11 protein-coding genes are annotated in these 14,931 nt (G+C 70.1%); 9 read left to right on the plus strand and 2 right to left on the minus strand.

Annotated features, from left to right (window positions below):
* Positions 1-167 precede the first annotated feature (167 nt).
* Positions 168-2,582, minus strand: a complete 2,415-nt coding sequence (locus WMF33_RS34400) for a hypothetical protein (protein ID WP_437332589.1) — start codon at positions 2,580-2,582, stop codon at positions 168-170.
* A gap of 472 nt (positions 2,583-3,054) precedes the next feature.
* On the opposite strand from WMF33_RS34400, the gene WMF33_RS34405 reads away from it, so the two are divergent.
* The 6 genes from WMF33_RS34405 to WMF33_RS34430 all read left to right on the plus strand — a co-directional run bounded on the left by WMF33_RS34405 (position 3,055) and on the right by WMF33_RS34430 (position 10,225).
* Positions 3,055-4,737 carry a pectate lyase gene (locus WMF33_RS34405; RefSeq protein ID WP_437332590.1) on the plus strand — a complete coding sequence of 561 codons (1,683 nt, stop codon included), beginning with the start codon at positions 3,055-3,057 and terminating at the stop codon, positions 4,735-4,737.
* An 84-nt stretch (positions 4,738-4,821) separates the two neighbouring features.
* Positions 4,822-5,874 (plus strand): hypothetical protein, encoded by a 1,053-nt coding sequence (locus tag WMF33_RS34410; protein WP_437332591.1) that lies wholly within the window; start codon positions 4,822-4,824, stop codon positions 5,872-5,874.
* 52 nt (positions 5,875-5,926) lie between these two features.
* Entirely contained in the window at positions 5,927-6,544 is a 618-nt protein-coding gene (locus WMF33_RS34415; protein WP_063823552.1) for a sigma-70 family RNA polymerase sigma factor, read from the plus strand.
* Positions 6,545-6,593: 49 nt separating this feature from the next.
* On the plus strand, positions 6,594-7,382 hold the full coding sequence (locus WMF33_RS34420; RefSeq protein ID WP_437332592.1) for a hypothetical protein: 789 nt from the start codon (positions 6,594-6,596) through the stop codon (positions 7,380-7,382).
* Between the two features lie 66 nt (positions 7,383-7,448).
* Positions 7,449-8,264, plus strand: a complete 816-nt coding sequence (locus WMF33_RS34425) for a DUF7107 domain-containing protein (protein WP_437332593.1) — start codon at positions 7,449-7,451, stop codon at positions 8,262-8,264.
* Positions 8,265-8,575: 311 nt separating this feature from the next.
* Positions 8,576-10,225, plus strand: a complete 1,650-nt coding sequence (locus WMF33_RS34430; protein WP_437332594.1) for a trypsin-like peptidase domain-containing protein — start codon at positions 8,576-8,578, stop codon at positions 10,223-10,225.
* Positions 10,226-10,239: 14 nt separating this feature from the next.
* Here the strand turns inward: WMF33_RS34430 and WMF33_RS34435 are convergent, their stop codons facing one another.
* On the minus strand, positions 10,240-10,749 hold the full coding sequence (locus WMF33_RS34435; protein ID WP_437332595.1) for a DUF6194 family protein: 510 nt from the start codon (positions 10,747-10,749) through the stop codon (positions 10,240-10,242).
* A gap of 402 nt (positions 10,750-11,151) precedes the next feature.
* Here WMF33_RS34435 and WMF33_RS34440 point away from each other — a divergent pair, with 402 nt between their 5' ends.
* The 3 genes from WMF33_RS34440 (at position 11,152) to WMF33_RS34450 (ending at position 14,923) form a co-directional block, all read left to right on the plus strand.
* On the plus strand, positions 11,152-11,394 hold the full coding sequence (locus WMF33_RS34440) for a hypothetical protein (RefSeq protein ID WP_437332596.1): 243 nt from the start codon (positions 11,152-11,154) through the stop codon (positions 11,392-11,394).
* Between the two features lie 843 nt (positions 11,395-12,237).
* Positions 12,238-13,290 (plus strand): IS110 family transposase, encoded by a 1,053-nt coding sequence (locus tag WMF33_RS34445; protein WP_437332597.1) that lies wholly within the window; start codon positions 12,238-12,240, stop codon positions 13,288-13,290.
* A 691-nt stretch (positions 13,291-13,981) separates the two neighbouring features.
* On the plus strand, positions 13,982-14,923 hold the full coding sequence (locus tag WMF33_RS34450; RefSeq protein ID WP_437332598.1) for a poly(ethylene terephthalate) hydrolase family protein: 942 nt from the start codon (positions 13,982-13,984) through the stop codon (positions 14,921-14,923).
* Positions 14,924-14,931 lie beyond the last annotated feature (8 nt).

Here is a 14,931-nt window from a genome sequence, read left to right on the forward strand (position 1 = left end):
TCGCGGCGGCCCGCCGGGGGCGATCGGGGGACGAGCCCACGACGGCCGAGCGGGTTTCGTGAAGGACGGGCGCGCGGCCTGCGACAGGGCGTTGCGCCGCAGGAGCCGCGATCTCCCGCGCGCGCCGGGCTCGCGCTCGAGCCCGACGCTGCACGACGGAGGCGCGATCAGCGCTCGCGCTTGACGCGCATGCCCCCGCCGAAGCTGACCGTCCACACCTCGTCGAGGTCGTGCGGGTTCCAGAACACCCGCACCGGCTGCTGGAACGAGTAACCGTCGTCGCGGAAGAACGTCGGCGCGTCGTCGTTGAGGTTCTCGGTGATCCAGAGCCCGTCCCGCTCGGTCGTCATGTACATGCGGTCCGGGTCGCGCGGGTCGATCGCGCACGACTCGACGCGGACCTTGTCGCTGATGCGCTGCCAGGTCAAACCGCGATCCCTCGTCCGGTACAGCCCGCCGAAGAAGCGGTCGTCGTGGCTGAACACCGTCACGTACCACGTGCTCTCGGTGCGGTCGTTCGGATCGACGACGATGTCTTTCGTCCAGTAGTGCATCTCCGGCGAGGAGCGATCCTCCCACGCCGACGCGCCGGGCGGCAGGAGGAACACGCCCGATCGATCGGTGAACGTCCGGGTGTTGCCGGGCTGATGGCCGGAGTAGGTCGCGACGATGCTCCCGTCCTTCAGCACGTGGACGTTGAACGCGTGCCCCTGCGTCCGCGGCGGGGCGGGGAGCGGCTCGGGCGCCGCGCCGGGCGCGCTCAGATCGAGGCGGACGATGCCGCCCGACACGCTGTTGACCGTGCTCGCATAGAGCAGGTCCGGATCGTTCGGATCGAGCGCCAGCCAGATGACGGGGCGGCCCAGATCGGCGACGGGCGACCACGTGGCGCCCTTGTCCTCGGAGATCATGATTCCCCCTCTGGCCGGGCGGGCCTCCGTACCGTCGATGCGGGCGTCGCGCATCCAGGGGCTCTGGTAGATGTCGTGGACGCTGCCGGTGGCCGCGTAGAGCGCTCCGGTGATCGGGTGCTGGACGGCGTGGTAGGTGGTGTTCAGGGTCAGGCCGTTCGCGCCGTCGCGAGCCCACGACCTGCCGCCATCCTCGCTGTAGGCGCTCCGGATGTCCGTGAGCGAAGCGAAGATGGTGTGTTTGTCGGGGAAGCTCAGCCACCAGCCCGACGTCTGCTCGACGCCGCTCGTGCGGTAGAACCGGGACTTCGGGGTATCCGTGCCCCTCCGGTTCTCGTCCGCCGGGTCCACGTACGCCTGCTGGAAGCTCTTCCCGCCGTCGTCGCTGACGTGGACGAACCCGAGATCGGTGATCGCCACCCGGCGGGAATCCTCGGGCGACACCGAGAGGCCGAGCGCGTACTCGCCGAAGTCCCAGCCCATGTCGCCGCCGAACCCGCTCCAGCCGGTGGCGATGTTGGCGTTGTGATCGCTCCGGAACACGTGCCGCCAGCTGGCCCCGCCGTCGACGGTCTTCAGCACGATGGGCGCGAGCGTCTGGCGGTCGCCGCCGGCGACGTACGCGACGCCGGGGTCGTCCGCGGACGTGGCGACGAACGCGAGCTTGTCGCTCGGTCCGAGCCCGTTCGTCGCGGGGATCCAGCGCTTCTCGCCGAGCTTGAGCCGATAGAGGCCGGCGTAAGCGTCGAGCTCGCCGCCGGTCGTGTTCGCGGTGACGAGGGGGTTGCCGCCGCTGTCGGCGGCGGAGAAGGTGACCGCGAAGAAGCGGGCCCGCCTGCCGTGCCCGACCCCCGCGAACGAGACGATCTTCTCGCCCTGCGGGAGGCCGCCGATCGAGGTGTCGAGCGCGAAGCTCGCGCCGCCGTTGCGCGAGACGAGCAGCCCGTCGCTCGTGCCGGCGTAGATGTCGTCGCCGTCCCAGTGCACGCCGCCGACCCGGAGGCCGCCGGGCCAGTCCGTCGTGTGGACCAGGTGGAAGCTGCTGCCGCCGTCGAGCGAAGCGTAGAGCTGGCGCATGTCCGAGATGAGCAGCCGCTCGGTGTCGCAGGGGTCCGCGAACAGGTAGTGGGCGTCTCCGGGCGTCCCCGGGGTGGTGACGGGCGCCTCCCACGTCGCTCCCCCGTCGGTGCTCTTGGCCAGCGTGGCCGCGTCGAAAATGACGTCCTCGGGGCCTCTGTAGGTCACGGCGTAGAGGACATCCGGGTCGGCGGTGAACCGGAATTGCGAGAGGACGCCGCCCTGGATGTCGCGAAAATCGAGGTTCGTCCACTTCCTGCCGAAATCCCTCGTGCGGTACACGCCCCGCATGTCGCTGGCCATGAAGATCTCGCGGCCGTCGTGGGGGTTGATCGACGGTGAAAAGAGGGCTCCTCCGCCGCCCACGCCGCGCGATCGCCACCTGCCGCGCGCGCCGCCGCTCCCGTGCCCGTGGTGGCGGCGCTCCTCCGTCCGATCGGCGCCGAGCGCGGACGACGCGAGGCGGGCGCTCCCCAGGGCCGCCGGCTCGCCGGTCGATACCTCGGCGCAGCCTCCCGCGAGCAGCCCTGCGCCGACGGCCAGCAAGCTCGTCACCCTCCTGATGCACGCGACGGCGCCAACCTCGATGCTCATGCTCTCTCCTTCCGTGCGGACGTCCCGAGATTCACCAGCCCCCGGGACAGGAACCTGGTGCATAGGCTCCTTGCGCTCGCGATGCGACGACGAGCGCAGGACGCAATTCTACGAGCACATCACAGGATCTCGACAGAGGGAATCCATTCGACCGTCGCAATCGTGCGCAGCGGCGCCGGCGACGAATGTGTGCAGCCGTGTTGACGGCACTTCTACACGCTCGCAGCGGCTCTATTCACGTTGACTCGCCCACGCACCGACGGGTCCGTGTGTCAACTCCCGGTTGACACCGTGTACAACACCATTTGACGGTGGCGACTGGATCTTTCGGCGGAGAATGGCGAAAGGCGGACCATGGTGAAACATTACAGCAGAGGCGCGCGTTCAGGTCATCGCGCGGGCTGCGCTCCGTGGCCCGAGTATTGCTGATGCGTGAGGTCCTATGCAACACCGGGTCCTGTTCACGCGCACCATGTCTCTGCGCGCGCTTTCTCTTGCGGCGCTGATGGCCGCCCTTCCCGCCTGCGGTGACGACACGACGGGCTCCAGCTCCGGTGGCTCCTCGTCCAGCGGCTCCAGCGCGTCGGCCGGCGGCTCCAGCGCCTCGACCGGCGGCTCCAGCGCCTCGGCCGGCGGCTCCAGCGCCTCGGCCGGCGGCGCCGGGCCCTCGTCCAGCAGCTCCAGCGCTTCGTCGGGCGGCGAGAGCTCATCCTCCGGCGGTCCAGGCGATCCTGGGACCTCCGCGGACTGCGTCGACCTGGTGACCAACCCGGACATCAACTGGCGCGAGTCGTCCTTGAAGAGCGACCAGAAGATCGTCCAGTGCCTGGCGCAGACCCTGGGGCGGCCGGTGGGGTACGGGGAAAAAGCGCTGGGCGGCTTCGACCCCAATGGCAACAGCCGCCTGACGGTGATCACCACCCGCTCCGATGTCTCGGTGGAGCAGCAGATCTACGACGCCGTCTCCAGCGACGAGCACAACTGGGTGGTGTTCGACAAGGACGATTTCAAGAGCGATCACGACATCGCCATGTACCGCCTGAAATGCGGCGAGCCCGCGGTCCTGGCCAAGCTGGGCGCCACCGAGCGGCAGTGCGTCAATTATCAGGAGTGGTGCAGCGCCAAAGGCGTGCCGGCGGCCGACTGCGAACACCAGTTCTTCAACGTCGCCCTGAACGACGCGAGCCTGCCCATCCGCAACGTGGTGATCGGCTCCAACACCACCATCGATGGTCGCATGAGCCGCGCCGTCTTTCGCTTCAGCGGCTTCGCCATCGGCCGCGACAGCACCGGCACGCCGACCCAGACCGCCGAGAGCGTGATCCTCACCCACCTGAGCTTCAAGGGCGCCGGTCACGTGGAAGACCACGGCCTGGATCCGGACATGATCCGCTCCACCGGCGCGTCCCACGACATCTGGATTCACAAGAGCAGCTTCAGCTTCACCGGGGACTCCGCCTTCGACGTGAAGGTCGGCGCCCACGACATCACCATGTCGTTCAACCGCGTCCTCGACGTGAAGCGGGCCACCCTGCACGGATCCAGCGACGACCACACCATCGACGCTCAGATCACCACCACCATGCATCACAACGCGTTCATCACCAGCGAGCCGTTCTACGACGAAGGCCGCGGCACGGCCCGGAGGGTGCCCTTGTTGCGCCGCGGCTCCTCGCACATGTTCAACAACGTGTTCATGAACTACTACAAGGACTTCGCGAGCGTGCGGGTCGGCGGCACCCTGCTGTTCGAAGACAACGTCTTTCTGGGCGGAACGCCCGTCCAGAGCGAGAAGAGCGATCGGGGCGCCGCCTTCGACGAATGGACGACGAAGCGGCTCTCGAGCAACGTCGTGGACGACGGCAATTTCACCGCCACCGGGTCGTTCGCCTGGTTCTCCGACGACGAGTGCGTCATCGACGCGACCTACGAAGCCGCGGTCTCGGGCGGCGGCGGCGCGGCGCGGGATCTCTCCCAGGATTACTCAGGGGAATCGCGCGCGCTGATCGGCGTGCATAAGCTCCGCGCCGGCCAAGACTTGGTGGATTACGTCAATGCGACCGCGGGCAAAGACGGCGCCGTGCCGTTCAACTCGCCGCTCTCCGAGGGGCGCGACGCCATCCTCGGACTGCCCCACGAAGCCTGCATTCGCTAGCGGCCCGCCGCCTGCGCCCCGTGGTAGCATGCGGCGCGCATGCGTACGTCACGCAGGAGGGCGCGAGCGCTGCTGTTTGCGATCGTGGCGCCGTGCGTTGCGCCCCTCGCTTCGAGCGCCGCGCGCGCCGACGATCGCCCCTTCGCCTTGCGGTGGACGGCCCCCGCCGGCTGCCCCGAGGGCGCGGCGGTCGAGGCCGAGATCACCCGGCTCCTCGGAGACCAGAGCCCCCCTTCGAGCGGCGCGCTGCGGGCGGTGGGCGCGATCGCGCCCGCGGGCAGCGGTTTCGAGCTGCACATCGAGCTCTCTCGCGACGGATGGAGCAGCGCGCGGACCGTGCGCGGCGCGACGTGCCGCGCGCTCGCCGACGCGGGGGCCCTCATCGTGGCGATGGCGATCGATCCGGACGCCGCGGCGCGGTCGGGCACGGCAGCGGCGGACGATCGTTCGATCGCCGGGGCGCGTCCGGCCAATCCCGCCCCGGAGCCCCCGGCCGCCGCCGCTCGCGCCGCCGAGCCCGCGCCGCCGAGGGGCCCGCCCACGGCCCCGCCCAGGTCCGCGCCGCCGACGCGGGCGCGCGCGCGGCCGACGGAGGGCTCGGCCGAGAGAGCCCCCCTGTTTCGCGTCGGGCTCGGCGGCATGAGCGATCTGGGCACGATGCAACGGCTGAGCGGCGCCATCGAGCCCTGGGCGGGCGTCGTCGTCGGCCCCGCGCGGCTCGAGGCCGGGGCCTCGTTCTGGCCCGGCAGAAGGGCGGAGTCCGCGGCCAAGCCCGGCACCGGCGGGACCATCGATCTCGTCGCCGGCTCCCTCACGGCGTGCGCCCTCTTGCCGCCTCTCGAGCGCGCCGTTCGCCCGGATTTCGAGGTCGGCGTGCCCTGCGCCGGCGTCGAGCTCGGGCGCATGCACGCCGAGGGGTACGGCGTGAGCGACCCAGGCGAAGGGAGCGGCGTGTGGGTCGCGTTACGCAGCGGCGCGGCGGCCTCCTGGATCGTGGCGCCGTGGATGCGCTTGAGGCTCCGTCTCGAGGCGGTGGTGCCGCTCGAGCGCCCGCGCTTCGTGCTCGAAGGCGTCGGCGAGGTCCACGAGCCGAGCGTCGCGGCGCGGGCGGCCCTGGGGCTCGAGCTCGCGTTGTGACGGGCGCGGTCGTTTTCTTCACGGAATCGGCGCGCGCTGGCCATGGGCGAGGGTGGCCGCCCGTGCCGTCACCCTGAGCGCCGAGTCTGCCGGAGCGGAGGTTGCGCCCCCGGCAGAAGCGGCAGACTGCGCGGTCGCGCTCGAGTTCGACGCGATCTACGAGCGCTATTTCGATTTCGTCTGGCGCAACGTACGCCGGCTCGGCGTCCCGGACTGCCACGCCGACGACGCGGTGCAGGAGGTGTTCCTCGTCGTCCACCGGAAGCTCCCGGCGTTCGAGCCCCGTTCCACGGTCCGCGCGTGGCTCTCGGGCATCGTCGCGCGCGTCGCGCGGGAGCACCGGAGGGCCTACGTCCGCAAGAGCCCGCTCGCGCGATCGCTGGCCCCGCCGCTCGATCCGGACGAGGTGGAGAGCGGCGCGGCCGGCGGTGACGAAGCGCTGGCGCAGGCGCAGGCGACGCGGCTCTTGCACGCGCTGCTCGAGGGGCTGGACGACCACAAGCGCGCCGTCTTCGTGCTCGCGGAGCTCGAGCAGATGACGGCGCCGGAGATCGCGGAGGCGACCGGGGCCAACCTGAACACCGTTTACGCGCGCCTCCGGGCGGCTCGCAAGGAGTTCGAGCAGGGCGTGGCGCGCCTGCGGGCGCGCGACGGGTGGAGGTCGCGATGAACGCAGGGCCCCGGCGCGCGGCGCGGAGCACGCAGAATGGCAGGGAGGCATGAGTCAGCTCGGGCCCCTGTCGCGATCGATCATCGAGGCCGCCCGCAACGGCGATCGGAGCACGGCGGCGGACCGCGCGCGCGTGCGCGCGAAGCTGCGGAAGAGCCTGGCCGTCGGAGCGGCCGTCACGGCGGGCGGGGCCGCGAAGGCCGGCTTTGCGATGGTCTCGGCCAAGGCGGCGCTGCCGTGGGGGGTCGTGGCGCTGCTCGCGCCCGCGGCCGTCGTGACCGCGCTGCATGCGGCGCAGGGCGAGCCGAAGGCCGTTCCGCGCGCGAGCACGGCCAGCGCGGCGGTCATCGAGAGAGCGCGCGCGGCGGCCGCGGCGCAGCCGGCGGCGAGCGACGACCGCGCGCCGCGCGCGTCGGCGGAGAGCCCGCGCGCGCCGCCCCGGCCGATCGAGCCGACGGAAGGCGAGGAGCTCGACCCGCCCCAGGCGGCGAGGACGCAGCCCACGACGCCCAGGCGGGCGCCTCGGCCCGCCGCTTCCGGCGGACCGGGAGCGCCGCCCGAGGTGCCGGCGGAAGACCCGCTCGTCGCCGAGACGCGGCGGCTGCGCGAGGTCCACGAGGCGCTCCGGCGCGGCGACCCGGCGCGCGCACTCTCGCTGCTCGACGCCGCGGATGCGGGCGGGCAAGAGCTGCGGGAGGAGCGGGCCGCTGCCCGCGTCGTCGCGCTGTGCGATCTCGGCAAGACGGCGGAAGGTCGCGCGGCGATGGTCGAGCTCCTGCGGAAGAGCCCCGGTTCGCCGTACTCGGGCCGCGTGCGCGCTGCGTGCGAAGAGAAATGATTCGAGAGGACGTTTCTCACACGGATTCCTCCGCGCGCGACCATGAGCCGGTGGAGAGGAGCGAACATGAAAATCCAGATGCTCATCGGCGCAGCGGGCCTGACGATCGTGGCGGCGATGTTCTCGTGCACTCCCGAGATCATCGCGATCGGGCAGGACAAGCAGCAGGTCGCGTGCAGCACCGACGCCGAATGCGGCCCAGGGGAGACGTGCGGCGCGGGCGCGTGCCAGGCGAGCTGCGCCGCGGACGCGGACTGCCCTTCGGGGCGCTCCTGCGTGAACGGCGCCTGCGTCGACGGCGCGGCGTCCGGCCAGTGCGCCGTCGACGCGGATTGCCCTGTGGGGTCAACCTGCATGAGCGGCGCCTGCGTCCATGGCTCGGCGTTCTGCGAGTGCACCACGGACGCGGATTGCCCGGGTGACCAGTTCTGCATGAGAGGCGACTCCTGCGGCTTCGGCGCGGGGCTCTGCGCGACCGACGCCGACTGCCCCGTCTATGGCCAGCTCTGCTCCGATGGCGTTTGCGAGGGGCCAGAGCAGGGTCACTGCACGTCGGACGCGGAGTGCGGCGAAGACCACGTGTGCATGGGTGAAGTCTGCAAGTCCACGCTGCCGGCGAAGGGCACGGAGCGCTGCGTGCCTCTGGTCGACCCCGAATGCGTCGCGGACGCCGATTGCCCTGGGGCTCTGCTCTGCGCCAGAAACGGCACCTGCATCGCCGATGGCCCTGCGCCTTGCACGATCGACGCCGACTGCCCCCTCCGGGGTCAGATCTGCACCGGTGACACGTGCGAGGGGCCGTCGGGCCAGCTCTGCGCGTCGGACGCGGATTGCCCCGCGAACCACGTGTGTATCTCTGAGGAGTGCAAGTCCACGTTGTGATACCGCGCCGTGAGCCTCCTCCACCCCGGACGGCATGCCGCGCGCCACCGCGGCGCGGATCGCTCGTGGCGCCCTCCAGGTGATGGCGCGAGCCGCCACCCCTGAAGACTGCAGCCTCTAGCGGGGCGCCTTGAAGCCGGCGCAACGGTGATTTTCGCGACCGAATCGCCCCGATCGGCCGCGCGCGCCGGTGGCATCGAGGTTGCCATTGCTCCGGACAAGCAGGCACGCCTCCCTGGCGCCGCCGGATCCGGCGATGGCCGCGAGGGCTCCCCGTCGACCTGCGGAACACGAACCGAGGGTGAATCCACATGCGAATTTCCGCGAGGGTCTCGAGCGCGTTGACGGCGGCATCGGCGATGATGATGGGCTGCGTGGCGGCGCCCGATCTCGACGAGCAGCTCGTGGGTGAGGTCGCACAGCCCACCATCTGCGGCACCACGACCGATTTCCAGCACGTCGAGCAGTACGACGGCACCCTCGGCGTGACGACGGGGTTCGTCGGAGCGCATGAGTCCCCGGTCGGGCAGATCCAGTGGAAGAGCGATCTCGCGTCCCGCTACGCGAACCCGGGCAACGTGAGCGGCACCCGCACCTGCTCCGGCACGCTGATCGCGCACAACCTCTTCTTGACCGCCGGCCATTGCTTCGATCCCGACGGCAACGGCTGGACCTGGCCCCGGACCGCCTCGAGCACGCCGATCTCGGCGAGCCAGGGGGCCGTCGAGATGCGCGTCAACTTCGATTACCAGGAGGACCCGAGCGGCAACCTCAGGACCGCGGAGTCGTTCGACATCGTGTCCTTGCGCGAGTACCGGCAAGGCGGCCTCGATTACGCCATCGTGCAGCTCGCGCGGAGCGCCGCGGCGAGCTACGGCTTCACGGTGGTCTCGACGACGGACGCCGCCGTCAACGACATGCTCGCCGTCATCGGCCACCCGAGCGGCGAGCCCAAGCAGGTCGACGCGGGCCCCGCCACCAGCTTCAGCGGCGACTATATCCAGTATGGCTCGCTCGACACGCTCGGCGGCAACTCCGGCTCGGGTGTGCTCCACGCCGCGTCCGGCAAGATCGTCGGCGTCCACACGAACGGCGGGTGCACCTCGAGCGGCGGCGCGAACTCCGGCGTCAGGATCACGTCGATCCTCGAGGAGTCCCCGATCCTGCGCGACGTGACGCAGCGGCTCGTCGTGTTCGCCAAGGGCTCGGACAACGCCATCTGGCACAAGTTCTACGACGGCGGCTGGTCCGGCTGGACCTCGCTCGGCGGGAGCCTCACCTCGGCGCCCTCCGCCGCGCTCACGCGGGAGGGCCGGCTGACGGTGTTCGCGAAGGGCGCGGACAACGCCATCTGGCACAAGTATTACGAGGGCGGCTGGTCGGGCTGGACCTCGCTCGGCGGCCCGCTCGCGTCGGCCCCCGCCGCGACCGTGACGCGCGAAGGGCGGCTGACGGTGTTCGCGCGCGGCACCGACAACGCCATCTGGCACAAGTACTATGACGGCGGCTGGTCCAGCTGGATCTCGCTCGGCGGCGCGACGACGCACGATCCGGCGGCGGTCGTCACGGCCGAGGGGCGCCTGGTCGTCTTCGCGAGGAGCTCGAGCGGCGAGCTCGTCCACCGCTACTACGACGGCGGCTGGTCCAGCTGGATCTCGCTCGGCGGCGCCATCGCCTCGGGTCCGTCGGCGGTGGTCACGGCCGAGGGGCGGCTCACGGTGTTCGCGCGCGGCGCCGACAACGCCATCTGGCACAAGTACTACGACGGCGGCTGGTCCGGCTGGATCTCGCTCGGCGGCGCCACGGTGGATCAGCCCGGCTCCGCGGTCACGCCCGAGGGGCGTCTGGTCGTGTTCGCGCGCGGCACCGACAACGCCATCTGGCACAAGTACTACGACGGCGGCTGGTCGAGCTGGATCTCGCTCGGCGGCGCGCTGACCTCGAGCCCGGCCGGGATCTGATGTCCAGCGCCTGGTCAGGGCTCCTCCGCGGCCCGGGATCTGGCGCGCCTCCTGACGGCCAGCTCGTACGCGTCGGCAAGCAATGGCCGCACCGCCTCGAACGTCGCGTCGCTCGGGTTGAGCACGCAGACCCAGGACTGCGGCGCATAGACAGGGTGCGGCATGATCCGGTCGAGGGCCGTGAAGTCATGGCCAGCGTTCGCGAGGCTCTCAGCGCCCGCCTGGCCGGGAGCTGGCGGCGGGGCGCCAAACAACGCACGGTATGTGTCCTTGCCGACCCCGATGTTCAGGCGGAACACGCCCGGGCGATCCAGGTTCGAGGCGCGGTCGAAGTCGCCGTAGTCCTTGGTGACGATGGTCGCAAACGGGAACCTGTGCTTGGGCTCGAGGTTGCGCTCGGGATCGTAGATGAAGAACGTGTCGCCCCACGCGAGCTCGGGGGCGCTGCCGCCGGCCTCCGGGCGCTCGACGTCGACGCCAGCGAACGTGTCGGCGATGTATCGGGCGATGGCAACTTCGTCCATGGGTGCTCCCTCCGGCGTGTCTGGTCCTGATGCCTCGGAGATCCGCCGAGGCCCGACGGCGGCTCGCGCGCTGCGCCTCGACGTCGGTGCCCGGCGCTCCGCGGCACGGCCGGCAGCTTATCCGGGACGACGCGCCCGCGGTAGGGGCCGGCGAGCGACGGAGCTGCCGTGGTGCCATCGCCGCTCGATGAGCTCCCCGTCGCGCCGCGCGGGGCGGCGCGGCCCGCAGCACAGCGGCAATGCGTTGGGCCGTCGTGCGGTGGCGTGGGGCGCGGTCGCCGCCCCATCCGCCATGGCGCCGCCCCCCCCTGAGCTGGCCCTCTCCTCGGGTTTTCCCGTCATTTCGTGCCGGCATGCCGCGTGCTCCTCCGCGCGGCTGCGAAGATCCGGCGGCGGACTGGGGTGCCGGCGCGCACGACGCGCCGATGGCTCGGCTGGTGGCAGGGCCCCTTCCTGCGCACGGGGGTGTTCGTCTCGATCTGCGCGCGACTCATCGGCGCCGACGTCGGGCGCGTGCCGGCTTCGATCGTCGATCGGCTCGAGGGTACGCAGACGCAGCAGGTGAGGACGATGCTCGAGCTGCTGGCGCCGCTCACGACGATCTCGGTGCCCTACGGATCACGTTTCTTGAGGGGGAGCGCCTGAGCCTCGCGCCCCGCAGAGGAGGTGATCTCCGCGGGGATTCCGCGGCAATGTAGGGTCGAACACTCGAGCGACGACGAGACGTCGCTCGTGAAGGAGGCCCTCATGAGCCAAGACCCGCGGGCGGCGGCGCGCCCGCCACGGGCCGGTCCGTGTCCGTCGAGGAGCTGCGCCGTCCCCATGTCCGCGTTGGCGCCGCCGCGAAGGAGGCGCCGATGAGCCACCCGATGAAGCCCGACGACGGGGCACCGGCGCGCGTGCGCTGGGCACGTCTGCGTTTCTCGATCACTCGAGGCTGCCGGCAACCCGAGCCTCATGACCACCGAGCTCAAGGCCACGCTCGCCGATTACGCCGCCGGCAACTACCGTGGAGGAGCCGTCGGCGATCGTCGCTATCCTGCGGCATCTGGGTCTGCCGACGGAGGCTCCTCCGCTCGCGCGGGCGCGGCGGATAGGCATGTTGGGAACGTGGCGTCCGCAGCCCCGTGCCCGCAGATCCCCGCATGCGCCGACGGCGCCGGTCCGACCGGCGACGTGGGCGCATCTTCGCCGTCGCCTGGGGACGGTGGCACCGTGCTCGCTCGTGTCCAGGCGCATCGCCCCGCTGCGCGGGCGCCTGCGGCGGCCCGGACACGAGCTGCGCGCGGTGCCTCACGCGAACCGTGGGCGACGGCGGAGGGGCGCTCCGCTGGGGCTCGAGCTCGGGGCAGGTGGGGCTGACTGGCCGCGAGGGTGGCGTCGAGGCGAGCGAGCCCATGACAGCGAGCCTGCGGAAGGGCTGGCGCCCTCCGTTCGTCGAGGCCAGCGCTGGTTTGCAGGTCCACGCAGCTGCGAAAGGGGGCGCCAGTGCAGAAGTATATCGGTCTGGATGCTCACGCCGCAAGCAGGACGTTTGCGGTGATTGGGGAGAGCGGCAAGCGGCAGGGGTCGCACGTGGTCGAGACGAACGGCCAAGCGCTCGTGGAGCAGCTCAAGACGATCACCGGCAAGAGGCACGTGGTGTTCGAGGAAGGGACGCAAAGCAGGTGGCTCTACGAGATCCTCTCGCCGCACGCGGAGGAGATCGTGGTGGCGATGGTCTCGGAGAGCCGAGGCCAGAAGAGCGACGAGCGCGACGCGTTCCGGCTGGCCGAGCAACTGCGCACGGGAGCGATCAAGACGCGCGTGTTCAAGGAGGTGGGCGAGCACAAGACGCTGGGCGAACTGGGCCGCACCCACGCGATGATCGTGCAGGACGTGATGCGGGTGCAGAACCGGATCAAAGCGTTGCTTCGGTCGCGCGGCGTGGCCGTGGCGGGCAAGAGCGTGTACTCGGAGCAGGGCCGCGGGGAGTTTTTGGAGAAGCTGCCCAACGCGAGCCGTGCGGCGGCGACGATGCTCTACGCGCAGTACGATGCGGTGGAAGCGGTGCGGCGGCGAGCGGAGAAGGGCCTCGTCGCCGAAGCGCACCGACACCCGATGAGCCGGGTGCTCGAGTCGTGCCCTGGGCTGGGGCCGATCCGGGTGGCGCAGATGATGCCCATCGTCGTGTCGCCGGCGCGGTTCCGGACCAAGCGGCAGTTCTGGTCGTATTGCGGCCTCGGGATCGTGATGCGCTCGACGTCGGACTGGATCCAGACCAAAGAAGTCGGCTGGAGGCGGGCCGAGGTACAGAAGACGCGCGGCTTGAACCTGAATCACAACCGCACGCTGAAGAACGTCTTCAAGGGCGCGGCGACGACGGTGATCACGCAGCTGCCGAACGAGCCGTTGCAACAGGACTACCAGCGGCTGATCGATGCGGGCACGAAGCCGAACCTGGCGAAGCTGACGATCGCCCGCAAGATCGCCGCAATCGCTCTTTCGATGTGGAAGAGCAAGGAGAGGCACGACCTGACGAAGCATCGCAAGCAAGGCTAAAGACTCGTCTCACGTGTGGATTTATCAATCCCCAGCAGCGGTGTAATCGCCGGCGCAGCAGCTGGATACGAGCAAGGTTCGAGGTGAGTATCCATGCCTGTCCTGGCCCAGGCGCAGTCGACCTGAGGTCCCTCGGATAGGCTATGCCCCCTCGGAGTACCAAAAGAAGCCATGGTCAGAAGAGGCCCAGATAGAAGGATGGTTCCCGCTCCGTGCGCGAGAACAACAGGGCTTCGATCTCGTCGAGGATGCCAGCGAAAACACCCCAGAAAGGGAGCTACCGTCATCCTCCGTATTGGCCAGCGGTTCCAACGCCAATCGCGGACGCGTGACCGACCGGGAAGCGCTCAGGGCTCGCCGCGCTTGCCAGCTGAACGCGGGCAAGCCCCGTCGTTTAGCGCGGTTTGAACAATCGCGCGGCAGCGGAATAGGTGGACTTCGTAGCGGAATCGGGTCATGTGTGCGTTCACATCGCAGCCGCCGCACAGCAGCGAGTCGTTCGGATTTTTCCGCTCCGGTAGCAGGTTGGCCTGAGGGCCGTCGTCAAGAAAGCGCGCTCGGAGCTCCGAGGTATCCCATGAGGCAACTAGCTCCTTCTGTTCTCATTCTAGTTCTTGCTTGCTCGAGCGAGTCCTCTCCCGGCGACAGCTACAGCCCAGGGGCGAGCGGTTCGAGCTCGGGTGCCGCGGGCTTGGGCGGAACCGATACCAGCTCTGGCGGCGGCGCTGACCCCGCCGGAGCGGGCGGCACGGGCGAGGCCGCTGGCAACAGCTCGGGTGGTACCACTGCGGGGTCCGCAGGCACCGGCACGAGCTCCGGAGGCAGCGACTCGGGCGCGGGCGGTAGCGGCGGCCAGGTCGATCGGCCCGAAGTGGTGCTGGCGGGTGACAATGTGAACGCTAACGGACCGCTCGAGACGACGGTTCAAGACCTCTCGTTCAGCGGCGGTGGCCACATTCTCGTCAGGCCGACGACGCTCACCACCGAGCCCAACAAGAAGCACCCGGTGGCCATTTGGGGTCCGGGCGGAGGTACCCCTCCTCGCGACTACCTACAGCTGCTGACGCGCATGGCCTCGCACGGCTTCGTCCTCGTCGGTATTCGAGAGTCGACGGGCGACGCCGTGCTCATGTCGGCGGCGATCGATTGGCTGGAGGCTCAGGACGCCGATCAGAACAGCCCCATGTACGGCCGCTTGATCCTCGACCGCGTTGGTGTGTTCGGGCACTCGATGGGCGGGCTGTCGTCGGAAGCGGCTGCTCAAACCGATAAGCGCGTCTCCACCGCGTTGCTCGACAACAGCGGCTCCTTCGAGCACAACGCCCTCGTCAATCTCAAGATCCCTGTCGGCATCATCTACGGTGAAACGGGTCAAGAGGCGCCCAACGCCGAGGGTGACTTCAACAACGCCGGCAACAAGGGGCCAGTCTGGCTCGGCAAGATGAAGGGCGGTGGTCACGGCTCGGGGCCTTGGGACGGCGCCGGAGCGAACGTTGCTTGGATGCGTTGGCACCTCGGCGGGGAGAACTCCCGCAAGGACGCGTTCCTCAAAGACGGTGGCGACTACAACAACACGGGCGTGTGGCAGAGTCAGTCCAAGAATTGGGACGAGTGGAAGAACTGGAACGAGTGACAGGCGGT

Origin of the sequence: Sorangium sp. So ce394 (assembly GCF_051474665.1) — a bacterium.
GTDB classification, from domain to species: Bacteria; Myxococcota_A; Polyangia; order Polyangiales; family Polyangiaceae; genus Sorangium; species Sorangium cellulosum_D.

Excerpts from the sequence above, each read along its gene's own strand:
- WMF33_RS34400 (WP_437332589.1), bottom strand. The coding sequence starts at position 2,582 with ATGAGCATCGAGGTTGGCGCCGTCGCGTGCATCAGGAGGGTGACGAGC.
- WMF33_RS34405 (WP_437332590.1), top strand. The coding sequence starts at position 3,055 with ATGTCTCTGCGCGCGCTTTCTCTTGCGGCGCTGATGGCCGCCCTTCCC.
- WMF33_RS34420 (WP_437332592.1), top strand. The coding sequence starts at position 6,594 with ATGAGTCAGCTCGGGCCCCTGTCGCGATCGATCATCGAGGCCGCCCGC.
- WMF33_RS34425 (WP_437332593.1), top strand. The coding sequence starts at position 7,449 with ATGAAAATCCAGATGCTCATCGGCGCAGCGGGCCTGACGATCGTGGCG.
- WMF33_RS34430 (WP_437332594.1), top strand. The coding sequence starts at position 8,576 with ATGCGAATTTCCGCGAGGGTCTCGAGCGCGTTGACGGCGGCATCGGCG.
- WMF33_RS34435 (WP_437332595.1), bottom strand. The coding sequence starts at position 10,749 with ATGGACGAAGTTGCCATCGCCCGATACATCGCCGACACGTTCGCTGGC.